Origin of the sequence: Algoriphagus resistens (genome assembly GCF_001442615.1) — a bacterium.
Classification (GTDB): domain Bacteria; phylum Bacteroidota; class Bacteroidia; order Cytophagales; family Cyclobacteriaceae; genus Algoriphagus; species Algoriphagus resistens.
The window spans coordinates 1-17,427 of sequence record NZ_LMXN01000022.1; the positions used below are offsets into that span (position 1 = coordinate 1).

General features: G+C 43.7%; 10 protein-coding genes and 1 pseudogene. 1 reads left to right on the top strand and 10 read right to left on the bottom strand.

The features are described from left to right. From AS141_RS27495 to AS141_RS24375, 6 genes and pseudogenes are all read right to left on the bottom strand, one after another. Positions 1-159, bottom strand: a 159-nt coding sequence (locus tag AS141_RS27495; protein ID WP_157243580.1) for a zinc ribbon domain-containing protein, incomplete at its 3' end; no start/stop codon positions are given. After that, positions 107-841 (bottom strand): annotated as a pseudogene (locus tag AS141_RS24355) (RNA-guided endonuclease TnpB family protein); the annotation flags it as partial. The pseudogene AS141_RS24355 and the gene AS141_RS27495, both read right to left, overlap by 53 nt. Before the next feature lie 15 nt (positions 842-856). After that, complete coding sequence (locus tag AS141_RS27500; protein WP_082632426.1) at positions 857-1,015, bottom strand: helix-turn-helix domain-containing protein; 159 nt, start codon at positions 1,013-1,015, stop codon at positions 857-859. An 860-nt stretch (positions 1,016-1,875) separates the two neighbouring features. Then, positions 1,876-2,340 carry a VOC family protein gene (locus AS141_RS24365; RefSeq protein ID WP_198293611.1) on the bottom strand — a complete coding sequence of 155 codons (465 nt, stop codon included), beginning with the start codon at positions 2,338-2,340 and terminating at the stop codon, positions 1,876-1,878. Positions 2,341-2,679: 339 nt separating this feature from the next. Beyond that, positions 2,680-3,399, bottom strand: a complete 720-nt coding sequence (locus AS141_RS24370) for a sugar transferase (RefSeq protein ID WP_057940331.1) — start codon at positions 3,397-3,399, stop codon at positions 2,680-2,682. 375 nt (positions 3,400-3,774) lie between these two features. Then, positions 3,775-4,605: a DeoR/GlpR family DNA-binding transcription regulator gene (locus AS141_RS24375; protein WP_317043082.1), complete on the bottom strand. Its 831-nt coding sequence runs from the start codon at positions 4,603-4,605 to the stop codon at positions 3,775-3,777. 43 nt (positions 4,606-4,648) lie between these two features. On the opposite strand from AS141_RS24375, the gene AS141_RS24380 reads away from it, so the two are divergent. Further along, positions 4,649-5,908, top strand: coding sequence for an MFS transporter (locus tag AS141_RS24380; RefSeq protein ID WP_082632427.1), 1,260 nt, complete (start codon positions 4,649-4,651; stop codon positions 5,906-5,908). A 267-nt stretch (positions 5,909-6,175) separates the two neighbouring features. Here AS141_RS24380 and pbpC read toward each other — a convergent pair whose 3' ends face one another. The 4 genes from pbpC to AS141_RS24405 all read right to left on the bottom strand — a co-directional run bounded on the left by pbpC (position 6,176) and on the right by AS141_RS24405 (position 17,393). Next, positions 6,176-8,545, bottom strand: a complete 2,370-nt coding sequence (pbpC, locus tag AS141_RS26445; RefSeq protein ID WP_057940332.1) for a penicillin-binding protein 1C — start codon at positions 8,543-8,545, stop codon at positions 6,176-6,178. Further along, on the bottom strand, positions 8,546-14,101 hold the full coding sequence (locus AS141_RS24390) for an alpha-2-macroglobulin family protein (protein WP_057940333.1): 5,556 nt from the start codon (positions 14,099-14,101) through the stop codon (positions 8,546-8,548). It lies immediately after the preceding gene. A 734-nt stretch (positions 14,102-14,835) separates the two neighbouring features. After that, positions 14,836-15,858: an LLM class flavin-dependent oxidoreductase gene (locus tag AS141_RS24395; protein WP_057940334.1), complete on the bottom strand. Its 1,023-nt coding sequence runs from the start codon at positions 15,856-15,858 to the stop codon at positions 14,836-14,838. 614 nt (positions 15,859-16,472) lie between these two features. Then, positions 16,473-17,393 (bottom strand): helix-turn-helix domain-containing protein, encoded by a 921-nt coding sequence (locus AS141_RS24405; protein ID WP_057940336.1) that lies wholly within the window; start codon positions 17,391-17,393, stop codon positions 16,473-16,475. Positions 17,394-17,427: the final 34 nt, after the last annotated feature.

Genomic DNA, 17,427 nt, shown 5'->3' on the forward strand with positions numbered 1-17,427 from the left:
CTCACCACAAGATCCACAGACCCACGCCCTTATGGAAAGGGTTAAGTCTTGTTTTATCCATCCACAGGTTGAACAGCTTTTGCTTGATGGGAACCATCGGTCGATTTTAACGAATGGCCTTATATTTAAGCATACTGTAAAATGCACCCAACGAAACATCGCCCATTGCCTGTGCCAGGCAATGGTTCTTCATTATATTCTTTACAGCAAGGTCTTCAACTGATATCATGTCGTGGTTTTTGACAATTTCAGTTGATACCTTATGCAGGTAATCCTTTCTGATATCCGTTAGTTGTTCGTGGACAGCTGCAAGTTTTTGTTTTTGCCTGCCCCTTGATCTGCTTCCTTTTGTTTTCTTCGAAAGCTGTCTTTGCCCAAACCTGAGCTTCTTTAATTTGGTTTTAAGTGATCTGATATTTTCATAACAGCTTCCATCTGAAAGAATGGCAAGCTTTTTTATACCCGTATCAATGCCTACTGGTTTACCAGTTTTGTCATAGGGTTTATGTTCTGTTTCACACGTAATAGAAACATAATACTTACCGGTTGTTGATTTTGAAACAGTGGCAAACAAAGGTTCACCTTCCAACTTTCTATGAAGGTTTATTTTAATCCCTTCTTTGAATTTGGGTATCACGAGTTTGCTGTCTTGAACGGATACATTTTGTGGTATTCTGAAACTTTGCCTGCCGTACTTTGATTTAACTCTTGGGAACTTGTTCTGCTTGTTAAAAAAGTTCTTGTAGGCGGTATCCAAGTTTCTTATAGATGCCTGTAATGATTGGCTATTCACCTCTTTTAACCAGGCAAACCCCTCCTCTTTTTTCAGTTCAGTTAAAGTCCTCGCATTATCATACTAGTTAAGAGAAGTCTTTTCGTTTAAATATTTCTCTTTACGTTCATTTAAGAACCTATTGAACACAAACCTACAATGCCCAAAATGTTTGGCCAACAAAGATGCCTGTTCCTTTGTCGGGTAGATCCTAAACTTGTATGATTTGTATATCAACTTCATTCTACTGACCAAATAACCTTGTTTTTTACTGACAACCAAGCTATTGTCACCAACTGTCAGTATATAAGCTACCCGCAGGATTCCCTATATCCCTATTGAGTAAAATCCCATCTGATCCCTGTTACCACGTAGCCGAGAAATAGCTTGGCAGGCCAGTTAAATGAGGAGTTAAACCTTATTTTTCACCATAGCCCCTAAAGCAGGTTTTGAAACTGAAGTAAGGGGGCCAGAGGTAACCCCTATCCATTTTCTTATCCGGTACATTCCCCCCTAGCTGTACTGTATGGTCCGTAGGTTAAAACAAGGATCATCCGTCAGTTATGGTTTCTGCACCCATCTACACTTCGTAAACACTATGGGGATCAGCATCTACTTTGGTCGGATGGAAATTTCGTTTGTTCAATAGGTGAAGCATCACCAACGATCCATCAGTACATTCTTTCACCAGGTTAGTGTTTGTCGCTTACATCCCACCCACGCTAAGGCGATGGGTGGGTTTTACGCTCCTATTTATAAAGACTGAAGAGGACCGACAATTTGTTCTATGGATCTGAGTTCAGCAGTCCAAGGGTTGTTTTTTCCGGACAGTTCTTGGAATGAAAAGCCCCGCAAGACCATTCTCCAAAAACCATTGGAATTTTTCAATTTCTTCTCCAACACAAAATGGCACAGGTCGTGAATAAGATAGGTTTTTGTTTCTAGCACTGTTTTTTTCAGTTGAACCATCCTTCCTGAGAACGGTGTATTCACATCTGAAGTTTGAACGTTTCAGGATATAGATTCTCATTATTCCAGTTCAGGTACTTAATTGTAGTGCGGCATCTATGGGGAAGAGAGTTTGACCTGCTTCCATCTCACCGTTACTGTGCTGAATAGCTAACAATATCAATCCCAACCCCATTTGGGTCAACAACCGCAAAGTGTCTATCTCCCCAAGGTTCGTCCCTAATTTCAATTTTGATTTCAACACCTTTTTGTTTGAATTCCCGGTAAATGGCATCCACATCCTCTACTTCAAGAGTTAGATACATTCCCTGATTTTGAAAAGGCTGTTGAAAAATAGGTTGTTGACTGGGATGATCCGGAAGCAAAAAACTAATTTCTGCTTCATTGTTTGGAGTATGGAGCAAGAGGTAAAATTCGTTTTCGAAGGTGACTCCAAAGTGTAATATGTCCGTATAAAACTCCTTCGTTTCAGCCAATTTATCTGTTATAATCCCAGCATTAAGTTTCATTCCTCTGTAGATTTTAGCTAATGAATCTGTTTGTGAAAACGCATTTACCGATAAGCAAGCAACTATAACGGTAATTATTAATTTTTTCATTCCTTTTGCAGTTTTAGAACATAACAAAGGTCGCAAAACTGAATTTGCTGAAATTGTAAAAAACAGACAACTATACCCTCCCAAATGCCCATTTTGGAGTGGCAGCTTAAAAAGAATTTAAAATTCTTACTATCTGAGTAAATCGGGACTGTTACAGGAAGGTGTGTTCCTATTCCAAAACTCATTATTTCAGAGGCTACCAGGTTGGAAGGTTCCTATATCTACCCAAAAGCCTATTGATGTAAACAGCATTTATATAGGAGCTAAACCTGCAGGAGGATGCCACCCAAAAGTTCAGGTTGTCCTGAATATTCCATATACCGTCCAGTTTACCAAAATCTATTTCCCTTTCTTATTGATCATGGTCAGGATTGTACTGCCTATTATCTTAAGGTCGGTAAGTAGATTCACCTGCGTAAGGTATTGTAGGTCCAGCCTCACACGCTGACACATTTCCTGTACAGTCTCTGCGTATCCATAATCTACCTGGCCAATAGAGGTAATCCCTGGACGTAAGGCAAGCAGCTGGACGTATTTTGGTTGTCTTACTACAATCTGTTTGATAAAGTGCTCCCGCTCCGGACGGGGTCCTACTACAGACATATCCCCCATGAGTACATTGAAGAACTGTGGAAGCTCATCCAAATGCGTTTTTCTCATAAAATTACCCCACCCAGTAATTCTCGGATCATTATCGGTAGTCAGCTGCGGTCCATTCAACTCAGAGTCCACGATCATACTTCTGAACTTCAGGATATGGAATGGTTTACCATTCCTGCCGATTCTTTCCTGACGGTAAAACACAGGTCCTTTGGAGGTAAATTTGGTGATCAGCATCAGGGAGATAAATACCGGTAAACCGGCGAGAATGGCTATTGCTGAAAATATAATATCAAAAGCTCTTTTGGCGACAGCTGTAGTAGCTTCAATCCCCGCATTCATCGTTTGGGTAAATGCCCTTGTTGAACCGTCGGCAAGAAAGAAAAGATCAGGAACCATGCTTCCCGATTGGTAACCTTTAAAAACAATTTCCTGGTGATAAGTGCTGTTGGATTTCATAGATCTGGAAGTTTAAGTTAAGCGTTCTGCTGATAACTATAAACCAATCCGGATGCCAGGTCAAAACAGGGCTATTCCCTGGGGTTTAACAATAGATTAGGAATACTACTGTGGCGCCTCTCCGCAGATTGAGATAAGAATTGCCTGATCGCGGTATCTGCCTTACGCTGTTGTTTAAGTATTATAAGGGATACTTATGACTCCATATGAAACAGAGCCTAAATAAGGTAAGCCCGCTGCTGCAAAAGTCAAATAATGATCACTGCTTGCAATAGCCCCGGTATGAAATATCACAGTACAGCCCATACCCATCCTGTTTTTATTCACAACATCCAATTCTCCATAGTCACAGCGCGATGCAAGAAATGGAGTTTGCTATAGAATGGAGATCCCTGAATCTTTCAGGAGTTCCGCAGTCGATTCTTTTCCTTCATCATCTGTGATAACAGTGTGCACGGCCGAGGTTGGACAAATAAAAAATACCTCAGCTGTGTTTATCCTTTGGTGTGGTGTCAATGCGACAACGTTCTTGGATACCTGGACAATTGCTTTCTTTACTTCGCTTTCTTCGTAGTCTATCGTAGTTACTCCAATGGTAGGATGAATGCTGCAGATCCCCATAAAGTAAATATCGGCACGTATATTTTGAAAGAAACGTAAGGTGTCGTGACCGATTGCCGTAAAAGCGCTTTTATGAAGACGTCCCCCGGCAAATAAAACATCTACACTGGGATGCGACTCCAATACATTTACAATGGGGAAGCTGTTTGTCACTACCGTAAGATTCAGCTCATGGGGCAAAATACCCGCAATTGCCAGTGCAGTAGTCCCGCCATCAAAAACCACTACCTGACCGGGCTGTAAAAGCGTGACAGCTTTTTTTGCAATTTCCTGTTTTGCCTCGCTTTGATAAGTGAGCCGATCTGAAAAATGATGGGGCGTAGGTGAATTTGGAATGGCGCCACCCCGCACAGCTTTCAAAAGCCCTTGATCAGTTAGTTGCTTAAGGTCCCTTCGAATTGTATACTCGGATACATTCAATTGCTTGCTTAGGGTTTTCAATGTCACTTTCTGATCCTGAGACAATGTTTCGAGGATCTGCCGAAATCGTTCTTCTTTAAACATCGCTTGCAATATTATGTCTTTTTGATCAATAATTTCTACATAGAATAAAATTATTGCAATATCAGGCGCAAAAAATTGCAATATATTGCAAATTATGATTTACTTTATGTCAAAATATTGCAATATGGAGCAAAATAAAATTCAGAAATCTCCCCGCCCCCTATATCTACGGAGTGATGTAACAACTGCTTATAAAGAATTTGCCAAAGCAATTTTTATTGATTCGGCATCACCACACCCGGTATCTCCACGCTTAAACCGGATAGCGGTGGGGTTAATGTTCTTTATGCACGGTCTGTGCTTTGCGAGCTGGGCATCACGCATCCCTACAATCCAGGATAGTCTCAAGCTCTCTGCCTCTTCACTTGGCGGAGTGCTCTTTGCCCTGCCCGTAGGCTTTTTCATTTCCCTCCCACTTGCAGGCTGGCTGGTCAATGCGTTTGGAAGCAGAAGAGTAGTCATCATCGCTTCTATGTTTTATAGCGCTGCCCTGATTTTTATTGGTATCTCTTCAACGACAGTTGCACTTGTTCTCTCATTGCTGGCATTCGGGCTAACCTCCAACTTACTCAACATTGCCATCAATACACAAGCGGTATCAGTTGAGCGATTATACTCTAAAAGGCTGATGGCATCTTTCCATGGACTATGGAGCCTCGCTGGTTTTGTAGGTGCAGCATTTGGAGCGTGGATGATCGCGCAAAGCACCGCCCCTGCGATCCACTATGCCATGATTTCCGCACTGTTTCTATTGCTTACGGTTTCCTGCTCCCGCTTTCTGGTCGTAACAGATGACGTAAATAAGGAAAAAAGACCCGTTTTCGCCATACCCGACAAGCCATTGGTCGGTCTGGGAATAATTGCCTTTTGCTCTATGATGATTGAAGGAGCGATGTTTGACTGGAGCGGTATCTATTTCATAGAAACAGTGAAAGTTGACACCAAATTGACCGGAGTCGGATACAGTACATTCATGATCGCTATGGCTGCCATGAGATTTCTTGCAGATGGTATCTCAGGGAGGTACGGACTGCAGAAAATACTTCAGTTCAGCGGAGTATTGACCACTGTTGGCCTTCTTCTGGCTGTGCTTTTCCCTTCACTCCTACCTGCTATACTCGGATTCTTTTTTATCGGACTGGGCGTATCCTCTGTGGTGCCTATGGTCTATAGTGCGGCGGGAAAATCAAACACCTTATCACCCGGAACTGCATTGACCGCAGTTTCTTCTTTGGGGTTTATGGGACTTCTTATCGGCCCGCCGCTTATAGGTTTGCTGGCTGAGGCTACCAGTTTGAGAATCTCTTTTCTCGCCATCACAACAATGTCAATTGCAGTAGTTGTCCTGTCTTCTCTTATACCATCCAAGACAGGGTCTGATTAAGAGGATAAGTGTGCCTAATGGATCTGGTGTTTACCTAATCGTGAAAGCAGGGGGGATTTATGGTTTGTGCTAACCAGGGACTTTTTCAGCATGCTTCAATTAGACAGGGTTGTCTTTCAGATTCTTTACAGGATCAATACCTCGGTTATACTTTTCACGTAAGCGCTGTTCGAATCCCTGGAAATGGAAAAGCAAAGACTGTTTGGCTTTAGTCCATCGCTTGCTAATGTCACTGAATGATTAACATTAGGCAGCAACCGGAAAACTTTAATGTGTTGGAACCACTTCAATTTTCTCCATTATGGAATTCCCCTGCTGATCCGTAGCAGTCAGCAAGTAGCCTCCGGGAGCTATTACTATTGCCAGTTCGTGAAAAGTTTTTGTTGTTCCTATAAAAGTCTCGTCGAGGTACCAATAGACGTTGGTGTCAGGATTGCGGTGAGCAAGCCTAAATACGACATCATTAACGGTTTCATCAAAATCCTTGGGCAAAATCACCTGTTGATTTCTACGAGGATAGATAAATGCCATCAGCGGCTCATCTTCTGCAACACAGTCAGGAGCCAGAGGCGGCATTTGTTTATACTGCGGGTTGACTGAAGCAAAATAATAAGCCATCACCGGAGGTAAATCAAACCAATTGACGGCCTGCATATCCTCCATTGGATAGCAGGAAGAATTGACCCGGTAAGTTCCTGAGGCATTCAAAAACACCGGCTTATGGTAGGGACAAGAAGCCGTTTTGATACCCTGGGCCGGTAACCATTCCGTAGTAGTGGCATCACAATATAATCCCGCGCGATGCCCACTGAGGGGACATACTTCATCCTGCACCAAATCATCATAGGGCATATCGAACCACAGTTTTTTGACAGGCAATTCCTTTAATACATCAAATAAGACAGGAGCGGCTGCCAGAACTCCCGTTAGCCCGGGACGTCCTTCTCCATCCGCATTGCCGACCCAGACACCGATTGCGTAATCAGGAGTGGTCCCCACAGCCCAGGCATCTTTGAATCCATAGCTTGTTCCCGTTTTCCAGGCAATAGGTCTGGCATCTTGATAGAATCCCCAGGATTCATCCGCATTGGGACGGTTGGTCTCCCGAAGACTCTCAAATGTTTTATAAATTGCACCGGCTCCAAGCACCGGAGGATCAAACTGTAATTTACCGAAATCCACCTCTTGTCCCAGCTCATAGATGGGAGCCATAAACTCATCAGTTCTATATTGACCGGAATTAACAGTATATTCATTCAGCGTGGAAGCTAATCCTGCATAAACCTTTGTCACATCCAGCAGGCTGCTCTCCGCTCCTCCAAGTATCAGGGTAAGCCCGTAGTGGTCAGCAGGCTTAGTCACATGGCCCAGTTTCATTTTTTTCAGCTGATTATAAAATCGCTGCAGTCCATAGTTCTGCAATAGTCTCACGGCAGGTACATTCAAGGATCGGCTTAATGCACTGCCCGCACTGACGGCACCATGGAATTTCTTGTCGAAGTTTTGCGGGCTGTATCCATTGATCGAGGTAGGCACATCTGCAAGTAGTGTCTGCGGTAGCAGTTCTCCCGCATGCATCGCAGAAGCAAACAGCAGAGGCTTCAGAATGCTCCCTGTACTTCTGGGTTTATCGACTATATCTACATATTTCCCATGCTCGGTTTCTGTTGGGCTATTGCCCACATACCCAATGATCTGCCGGGTATGTACGTCAAGGACCACGATGGATAAGTTGTGGATCTGGTTTTGTTTCAGGCGGTAGTGATGATCTTGGGCAATCTGATTTAGCTTGGATTGCAGCAGTGAGTTCAATGTGGATTTTACCCGTTGTCCTTCACGCTTTTGCCTTACTTTTTCAGTAAAGTGCTCTGCTGCATCAGGTAAAGCCAAAGGTTTGCCCGGCAGGGGCTCTAACAATGCCAACTCATACGTCATCTCATCAATCACTCCCTTTTGATGAAGCTTGAGAAGTAGTCTATCTCTTTTTCCCCTGAGCAAAATCTCATTTTTCCCGGGGTAAATCAATGCAGGGGCATTAGGAAGGACAGCCAAAGCAGCGCTTTGCCCCCAGCTCAGATCTTGCGAAGACGTCCCAAAATACCGCCATGCTGCAGCCTCCAACCCAACCACATTTCCTCCAAAAGGTGCGTGTGAAGCATACAGGTTAAGAATCTCTCTTTTGCTATACCCTGCTTCCAGCCTAGTGGCCTGGATAAGCTCCAGTAGTTTTTCGAAATAAGTCCGCTTTTTATTTTTCCGGGAGAGTCTGATTACCTGCTGTGTCAGGGTGCTTGCCCCCCTGCGTTGGCCTCGGGTCAGGTTATCAAGAATTGCTTTCGCCATAGCCACCGGATTGAAGCCGGGATGGCGAAAGAAATACTCGTCTTCAAAATACCGGATAGCATACTCAAACCGCTGCGGGACAGAATCCTGAGCAGGAAAACGCCATTGTCCGTCCATAGCGATACGTGCACCTAGAAGCTCTCCCTCACGGCTTTCCACCACAGTGGACATAGGGTCATCAAAAATCGGTTTAGGCAGAGAAAAAAACCAAACCAGAAAAATCAGCAGCCCCAGTAAAACTTTTACTTTGTGTTTTACCAGGACGGCTTTTATCTGTTCCTTTTTCCGGATCATTTACTTTTCCACAACGACCCATTGGCCTTTGGTTCTGGCAAAATACGTATTATCATACATTCCTTCTGCCTGGGAACCCGGCAAATAATAGCTCCCCAAATAAGAAGCGTTCAATTTGACAGTAAATATCCTGCTCTCCTTGCTGTTGAGATCAAAATAGAAATAAACCCGATCATCACGGATATCGGTATAACTGGCATTGCCCATAGCTCCCCCGCCCATCTCAGTGAAACTGGTATTGACGATCTCCCAGCCACTTGGGAATAACTGCGATAAGGCCACATTAGCTATAAAATCAGCCGACGTATTTTCCACTCGGATTTGTGCGGTGATCTGAGATCCCTGTCTGAGAGAAGCTGGGTCCAGCTTCTTCCCTTCTCCATCGAAATAGGTAGCTACAACCTGTAAGTTGCGGCGCTCATCCAGCTCCTCTCCCACAGGAAGTTTTCCGGATTGGATCAGCCGTACATAGACAAGATTATCCTTGGCGTTTTTGACCATGACTGTATTTTCCCCCAGGGAAGTTGCCAGCTCCCGCTGCGAGATTGCCTGATGTGTCTTTACCGTAGCCGTTTTACCGTTTTGCTTGAAACTGACTTCAAGCTCCTTTCCCCCATTTTTCTCTACCATCTTGGACAGCGCAATCAGCGCATAAGAAGTCTCTTGTGTGCTGAACCATCTGGAAGAGGAAAGATCTTTTGCCAAGGAAGTAGCCAAATCCCGCTGTTTTGCCTCACCTAGCATCACCATGGTTTCCAATGCCAACGCACGGTTTCTGAAAGGAGAACCATAGGTATAGTAATCATAAGTGGACGGCTGGAAATCAACCACAGCAGTAGCGATCAGTTCTTTGGCTACACGCTGCTGACCAGCCAGTGAGTATGCGGCTGCCAGCCTCCATTTCGCATCATTGCCCAATTTATCAGTCTCCCGCAACCGGTTCATCGCCGCAAGCTCCGGCTCACCTGCCAAAGCCAAGGTATAAAGTCGGTACGCCTGAATGAGGGTAGTGTTGTAAGGCTTGCTCGTTGTCCGCCATTGTCTGGCAGCAAGCTGCTGAAAACGCAGCCAGCTGCTTAAGAAAGTCAATGGTAAAGCATAGCCTTTACGCTTTGCTTCCAGCATGAAATGCCCCACATAGTTGGTACTCCATTCATCTGCCTCCCGGGCCCCAGGCCAGTAGCCCAATCCCCCATCAGGGTTTTGGTACGTACTTATCTTACGGATAGCAGCTTCCACATTTTTTTGGATCTGCTGCTTCCGGTCCAGGGTCACATCAAATATATCTGCAAGAAACAACTGTGGGAACGCAGCAGAAGTGGTCTGCTCCACGCAGCCATGAGGGTATTGAATCAGATACTGCATCCTTCTGGTGAAATCCATCGGGGGAAGAGTTGAAAATTCGAGGAAAGCGGCATTGCTGCCTTCCTCCCCAAACGTGCTGAATGAGAAGGTCTGGGTCGCATTGGGCTCCAGGTTCAGATCTTTTACAGAATGGGTAACCGGATTTGGATTTTCCACATCTATTTCCACCTGATAACTGGCCTCTTCACCAGATCCTGAAGCACTTATTTCAACCGTCTGGATTCCGGTATCATTAACCTCATAGTCAAAATTCACGATTTGCTCACCCGGAGCAGAGAAGCTTACTGTCTTGCTGTTTCCTCCAATGGCTTTCAGGCCTTTTGAGGTTTTGACAGTTATTTTCGCCTTTTTCACATTATTCTCCATAGCAAAAACGGTCACAGGCAAGGTTACCTTTTCCCCGGGTGAAAGCTTCCGGGGTAAGGAAGCCAAAACCATGAGCGGTTTTCTTACAGGTAAAGTTTTGTCCGCCGACCCATAAGCAGCTATGGAATTGTCTGCCGCCACTACCATAGCCCGCACCGAACCGACATAATTTGGCATCCTCAAAGTATGTGAAACCTTCTCTCCCGCCTTCAGCGTAAAGGGACCCAAAAAAGTGACTACCGGCTTAAACCGGTCAGCTTTCCGATTCTTAGCTCCGGCGGCATCGTCACTTCCTCCTATGGCATAGATATTTTCCACACTTCCTGAATAGGCCCCGATCACATCATCATACATATCGAAGGTTTTCACCCCAAGAGCTTCTTTGGTATAAAATGCATTGTGGATCTCAGGGGTTTTGAAGCGTGTCAAGTCCAACAATCCTTCATCAACTACAGCAATGGTATAGCTCATTGGCTTTCGGTTTTGCTCGGAAACCTTAACCACATAATTTTCCTCAGGCTTCAGCACCTGCGGCAGTTCAAGCACGGGAGACAGCACCGTGGAAGGATCCTCTACTAAAATGGGGATAACCCCATAAAGACGTATTGGAAGGTCATTGGCTGTTTGCTCATGGGGCTGGAGCAATGAAATATTCACAAAGATATTCGGAGCCATTTCTTTAGTGATTTCCAGCGTAGTTTGGGTTTCTCCCTGTTGGGTTTCTACCCATTTGGTCTCAAGGACTTCCGTGCCGTTTTCGATGCTCAGTAATGCCCGTCCTGCAGCTCCTGAAGGAAATTTAATGACTGCTTTATCCCCTACATTGTATTTTTCTTTGTCAGCTGAGAATATCAGCATCTTAGCACTTTCCGCATCATCAGTACCCGCACTTGCCCACCAATTTCTATAGAAATAGGTTACCCGACCGGTGGCATGCCCACTCGTAGGATCTATGACCCTAATAAGGTATCGCCCACTCTCTTCCTCCGGAATAGATAAGTCAAAATTTGCCTTTCCTGTAGCATCGGTACTGACATTGATGTCTTTGAATGGTGTGTGTAAACTGGCATTTTCATAGGTCGAGAGGTTATCACCTCCACGGCTCCACCACCAGCGCCACTCAATACGGTAGACCTTAACCTGCAAATCGCGATTACCCGCAGGTTTGCCATGTTCATCCACAGAGACTACTTCAAATCGGGTATTCTCATCTGTGAAATACGATCCATAACCTTGTGTTTTTGGCGATTTAAGACCCACAAAATGGCTAAAAGGAGCAATGTCTTTAGTAAACACGTCCAACGAAAAATCACCTCCTCCCTCAAACACTTTGGTAAGGATGCTGGCCCGGAGCATTCCCGGGGCATTTTTGTTAAGTTCCAACTCCTTGAAAATGGAAATCTTACCGGCAGCATCCACTTTGCCTTTTAAGATAGAGACTTCTGTTTCTTCAAAATTCCTGATGGGGTCTGTAAATATATAATTCGGAAAATCCTTAAAGGCAGTCGATGTACTTCTGATCGTTGCCTCCATTTCTATATCCAGATTTTTGGCTATGGCACCATGCAGCCAGTTTACCGTAGCAGTTCCTTTGATAGGCTTTGCTGCTGAAAGCACTTCTTCATCAAAATCCAGGTTGATTTTCAATCGGTTAGGCTTGACGGTTGCCACCCGCAGCAGCTCTGTGAAATTAGCCCCTCCTACATGAACCGTTGCTCTCCAGTTACCGGTGGGCGAATCCGTCTCTGTACTGATGGGAAAGTAATAAAGATTCGATTCAGAGCCCTGCGACACAGTTTTCTGCACGATTTTACCCTGGGCATCCGAGACCTCCAGTGTCACGGGATGTCCTGCAGGCAAAGGATTCCCCAAGTCATTCAGCGCAAATGTCAAGTGGATTGTATCTCCCGGTCTATGGACACCGCGGTCTTTATAGATATATCCCTTGAGGCCTTTTTGGAGCTCTTTTCCGGAGATATCAAAATTACTAAGGGACAACATATTCCCGTCGTCCAGTTTTAAATATGCATAGTTGTTGTTCTTCTGAGCCACTGCAAATGCAATATGCTGCTTCTCCTCATGCGTGACCATACCGTCCGCTTCCGTGGTCAGTTCACGGATGAGCTGCTTCTGAAAGTTGTACAGGGAAATCTTCACACCTCCCTCAGGATTGGTTGTCAGGAGATTTGTCGTAATAAAACGATAGGTTTTATTACCGCCACTCTTGGCGATGAATCCCAGATCCGAACCGAGCACGTTGGTAGACAACACTCTTTCTTCATTGTAATAGGCCGCATGGCATGGATTATCCCGCTGTTCCCAATTGTATGAATAAGTCCTCCAGCGGTAAATTTTATTGTTCCAGTACTGCTCTTCCCGCTCTTCTTCATCCAAATCCTGAGAGGGGCTATCATATTCATCGTAATAATAATCATCCTCGAACTCATCAGAAACAGTACTGTCCACTGTCTGCTCACAATTGTAGGCGGTATGTTCTTTTTTAAAGCTCAACTCCACCCGGTATATAGCTCCGGGGTCAGCCTTAAAATATTCTGACAGGTTTAACCCATAGGCTTTCCAGACCCCATCATTACCCAGCTCGGTACTTTCAAGCTGAATGGTTTTCTTGGCAATTCTTCTGCCTACTGTATTCAGATTGTAGGAGGATTGATCACCGAGATTGGAGGTCTGCAGGTACTGTAGTATGTTGTTTTGGAAGATTTTAATAATCCGTACTTCCACCGAGTTGAGATTAACCGCTTCAAAATAAAAGGGAGTAGAAGCCGAACCGGGAAGAATTGCCCCTTTGGAAACAGCTCTCAATGCCGGCTTCAATTGCTCGAAAGCAATCAGCTCAGAAAAGTTTTTTTTCAGTTTATAGCCATAGATACTGGAAATCCCTTCAAAAATCTCCACGGGTACGGCTCCTGTGATCCTCTCTTCCGGATAGACACTGAGCACATTTCCATTCACTTCAAACCTCAGGTTATTTCTGCCCTGTATGCTGACCAGTCCGTTGAAGTTTTGGTTTTCCACCAAAGGATCCGAAAAGTTGATCTTCAGAAAAGTCCCCTGTACCATAGAGGAGCTTACAGATAAAATAGAGAAGTTGCTTTTGCCCGGAATAGGAAAAACAGCTTCTCCGTTGTTTTTGGATTTGATGGACTTCCCGTCCCAAGTGATAAGAAGCTCCGAGTCTTCATTGAAACGTTTGATGCTGTCAATAACAAAGCTGAAGTGTCTTGCAGCAGGAAGAGCTTCAGTAAATCTGACTTTGAGGTTTTGTTTGTTTTGACTTGCCCATATAATCCCGGCAGCTTCTTCTTTGGTGAGGATATCATTGGACTCCAATGTACCGTTGATATATTGCCAATCCTGTGAGTAAGACTGAAGATCCTCTGTCTTGATTTTGAAATTTGGCGTAAGCGTCTTGAAGCTAAAAGAAAATGTTCTAAAATCCTTGCTAAGATCATCATAGAGCTTGTCGAGTTTAAGGGTGACAAAATATTCTGTGTCGGCCTTCAGTTTTTCATCAGGTACAAACATCAGGTTTGTGCCATTCTCTATCACCAGTTTCCCTGATGTTTTAGGAGAGATTTTCAGGTAATCAGCAGGCAACTCCTGTGTCAGATCATATTGATCCAGTGGTTTGACCAGTTCAATTACAATGGGGTCTATCACAGATTGTCTTCCTGAAGTATGGTGCCGAATGTACTCTCTGAATCTATAGAGACTATCCCCTTCACTGCTTGAATCACCGGCTCCGCAAGAAAATATGCCAGCTATAACTGCTGCAAAAATCAAAAACGTAACTATTCTTTTCATCTGTTTATAATAGTTTTTCAAAGGTCATATGGAATCTCGCATGCATTATAATCATCCCAGTGTGTGACTCTTGAGTCATGCTCGATTTCATCTGATTATAATTTGCTTTTTAAAGTCCATATGGAATCTCGCATGGTAGATAATCATCTCTCTGTGTGCTGCCTGCAACATGCTCGATTTCATATGATTTTAAGTTGCTCATAAAAGCCACATGGAATCTTTTACGATTAAAATAATCATTGCCCATTGAGATTTAATGATGGTTTTAACCGTGTCGATTTCATGTGTTTATAATTGATTTTTTATCACATGGAATCTAGCATTATGGATAATCATCCCTCTGTTGTCGTTTTCGAAATGCTCGAGTTCATATAATTTAGACTTTCATGAATCCTGCCTGTTGAAATTTTTAGATCTCAACTTCATTTTTTTCCCCATAGCCTTGATCAGGGGCCTTCTTTTAAAATGGGCTTATCCTCAGGATCTAAAAGCAACTAAATTAAAACTAAAAACAATCAGAATATAGGTTTATGATTAATCAATTTGTACGATAAGCTTTTTTAACGTTCTTCACCATTGCCTATCCACATCGGCTCAGTCTGTCCTGCCCAAACAAAACCGGCTTTTTTTAGAAGTCAACCGTCTCGCTGTCTACGGTTTCAGAAAGTTCGGCTGAACCGCTACTATGCTTGAAAATTTTGTATTACACCGGATTTTTATTGCCATTGCCCCACTTAACGCCAGCCCAATTCCGGTGCCACATAACTTAAAATTGATTCGAGCACATGAACATTGTATCTTACACCCAATGTATTGGGAATGGTCAATAATATAGTATCAGCCTCCTGAATAGCTTCATCTTGGGCAAGTTCTTTGATCAATTGTTGCGGTTCGGCAGCATAACTTCTACCGAAAATTGCGCGCTTATCGGCTTCTATCATTCCGATCTTATCGGTTCTGTCTGCTTCGCGTCCGAAATAATAGTTATCCTGATCGTTGACCAATGCAAAAACAGATCGGCTCACCGAAACCCTCGGTTCGCGTTGATGTCCCGCTTTTTTCCAGGCTTCTTTGTAGGCTCTGATCTGTTCTGCTTGCTGAATGTGAAACGGTTTTCCGCTCTCGTCGTATTTCAGTGTAGAACTCTGCAGGTTCATGCCGATTTCCGCCGCCCAGACAGCGGTAGCATCCGAAGCAGAACCCCACCAAATACGCTCGCGCAACCCTTCTGAATGCGGCTCTACCCTCAATAATCCGGGTGGATTCGGAAACATGGGGTTCGGGTTAGGCTGCGCAAAACCAACTCCTCTTAGTTTTTCAAAAAATTCCAATGCTTTCCTTCTTCCCATATCGGAATCGGTTTCATCTTCTTCCAAACCGTAGCCGAAATACTTCCAACCATCAATTACCTGCTCCGGGGAACCTCTGCTGACGCCTAACTGCAATCGCCCTTCAGAAATCAAATCTGCAGCTCCTGCATTTTCCACCATATACAGTGGATTTTCATAGCGCATATCGATAACGCCAGTGCCAATTTCAATTTTTTGGGTTTTAGCCCCTATAGCAGCCAATAAAGGAAACGGTGAAGCCAATTGTTGGGCAAAATGATGCACGCGAAAATACGCCCCATCAATTCCGATTTCTTCGGCTGCCACTGCCAGATCAATGGACTGAAGCAGGGTATCACTTGCTGTATTTGCCTGATAGGAAGGATGATTCGCCCAATGACCAAAGGATAGAAATCCTATTTTTTTCATGTGTTTATAATTGTTTTAAATGGTCAGATGGAATCTCGCATGCATTATAATCATCCCAGTGTGTGACGTTTTCGTCCTGCTCGATTTCATCTTTTGCTTTTCTTAAATACCTGTTCGGTAGTGTAAAATGCCTATATAATAAAGCTGTCAAACATGTTTTTATCAAAATCTGTTCAGCTACCTGCATTTAATATCAAAACAATTAACTAGTATTTGCGTCTCCCATTTACCTAAATACATCCTTGATTTCAGCTATGAGTGAAAAAGACTCCTCAGGAGTTAACAGCTGCCATCATTCTCTTTCAAATCAAGAAATAAATTAAATTCAGCACTTTTTGGATGTAAGCTTAGGATATTCCACTGCTAACCGTTTGTTGAGTTCATTTTTCCTACAACTCAACAAACTGCAGATTGCTACCATCGGCAGATTTAAACGAGTAAGACAGAATGGGAATCTTTAGTTCATAGATTAGTATTTATAAATGGAATGCCCATTACAAAAAAAAACTAAGTTATTAATTTATTCTGATTTTTATACCTGTTACTTTCTAAAAATGCGTTTCCTAATAAAATATAAACCATTTCAATTCATTATGTAAACCACCCATTAGGATTTAATTAAATGATCTCCTGAATTCAAGGGGAGACATTTCCATCTTGGTTTTGAATAGTCTGCTGAAAGATTGTGAGTAGTCAAACCCAAGCTGATAGGCAATTTCGCTTACCGACAGATTGGTAGTGGAAAGCAAATCCTTAGCTTTTTCGATTAATTTATCCTGAATGAGTTGCTGGGCATTTCTGCCGGAATGTAAACGAAGCAGGTCACTTAGATAATTTGGGGACAGATTGACCTGTCCAGCCAATGACTGAACACTGGGAATACCACTTGTCAGCGGATTACCCTGGCTCAGATAATCATCGAGATAGGCTTCCACCTGAGCTAAGACATCATGATTTACTACCTTGCGGGTAATAAACTGGCGTTTGTAAAAGCGGTTTGAGAAATTAAGCAGAAGTGCAATCTGGGAAATCACCACATCCTGACTGAAATCATCAATACGGCTGTTCAGCTCAGTCTCAATCATGTTGAACAGCGAGACAATGGTGTCTTTTTCCTCCTGCGAAAGGAGCAATGCCTCCCGGGTAGAATAGGAAAAGAAGCCATACTGTTTGATTTCCTGGGCCAGTGGATAACCAAGCAGGAAATCCGGATGGATTATCAAGGTCATCAATGAACACTCAGCAGGAGTTGGCTCATCTTCATCACTCCCTACAATCTGATGAGGTGAGGCGAAGAGCATTCCTCCCTCATTGAAATCATAATATCCCTGACCATATTTCACCCGGGAACTTAGTCTGGGATTGAACGAGATCTTATAGAAATTCAATACATGGGTTCCTCCGGGTGTCCTGATATTCTCGCCCATCACTCCTGAGATCAGGCTGATCAGTGGATGCTTAGGCTCAGGCAGGCCAAAGGCTCTGTGTGCTTCGGCAATAGAATCAAATTTGAGATGGGCGGGGTCTTTTTTCATATCCAGACAACAAGGTAGGGATGGCCTGATCTGA

What these genes read in the sequence shown, in the direction of transcription:
- AS141_RS27500 (WP_082632426.1), bottom strand. Translation starts at nt 1,015, where the DNA reads ATGAAGTTGATATACAAATCATACAAGTTTAGGATCTACCCGACAAAG.
- AS141_RS24365 (WP_198293611.1), bottom strand. Translation starts at nt 2,340, where the DNA reads ATGAAAAAATTAATAATTACCGTTATAGTTGCTTGCTTATCGGTAAAT.
- AS141_RS24370 (WP_057940331.1), bottom strand. Translation starts at nt 3,399, where the DNA reads ATGAAATCCAACAGCACTTATCACCAGGAAATTGTTTTTAAAGGTTAC.
- AS141_RS24380 (WP_082632427.1), top strand. Translation starts at nt 4,649, where the DNA reads ATGGAGCAAAATAAAATTCAGAAATCTCCCCGCCCCCTATATCTACGG.
- pbpC (WP_057940332.1), bottom strand. Translation starts at nt 8,545, where the DNA reads ATGATCCGGAAAAAGGAACAGATAAAAGCCGTCCTGGTAAAACACAAA.
- AS141_RS24390 (WP_057940333.1), bottom strand. Translation starts at nt 14,101, where the DNA reads ATGAAAAGAATAGTTACGTTTTTGATTTTTGCAGCAGTTATAGCTGGC.
- AS141_RS24395 (WP_057940334.1), bottom strand. Translation starts at nt 15,858, where the DNA reads ATGAAAAAAATAGGATTTCTATCCTTTGGTCATTGGGCGAATCATCCT.
- AS141_RS24405 (WP_057940336.1), bottom strand. Translation starts at nt 17,393, where the DNA reads ATGAAAAAAGACCCCGCCCATCTCAAATTTGATTCTATTGCCGAAGCA.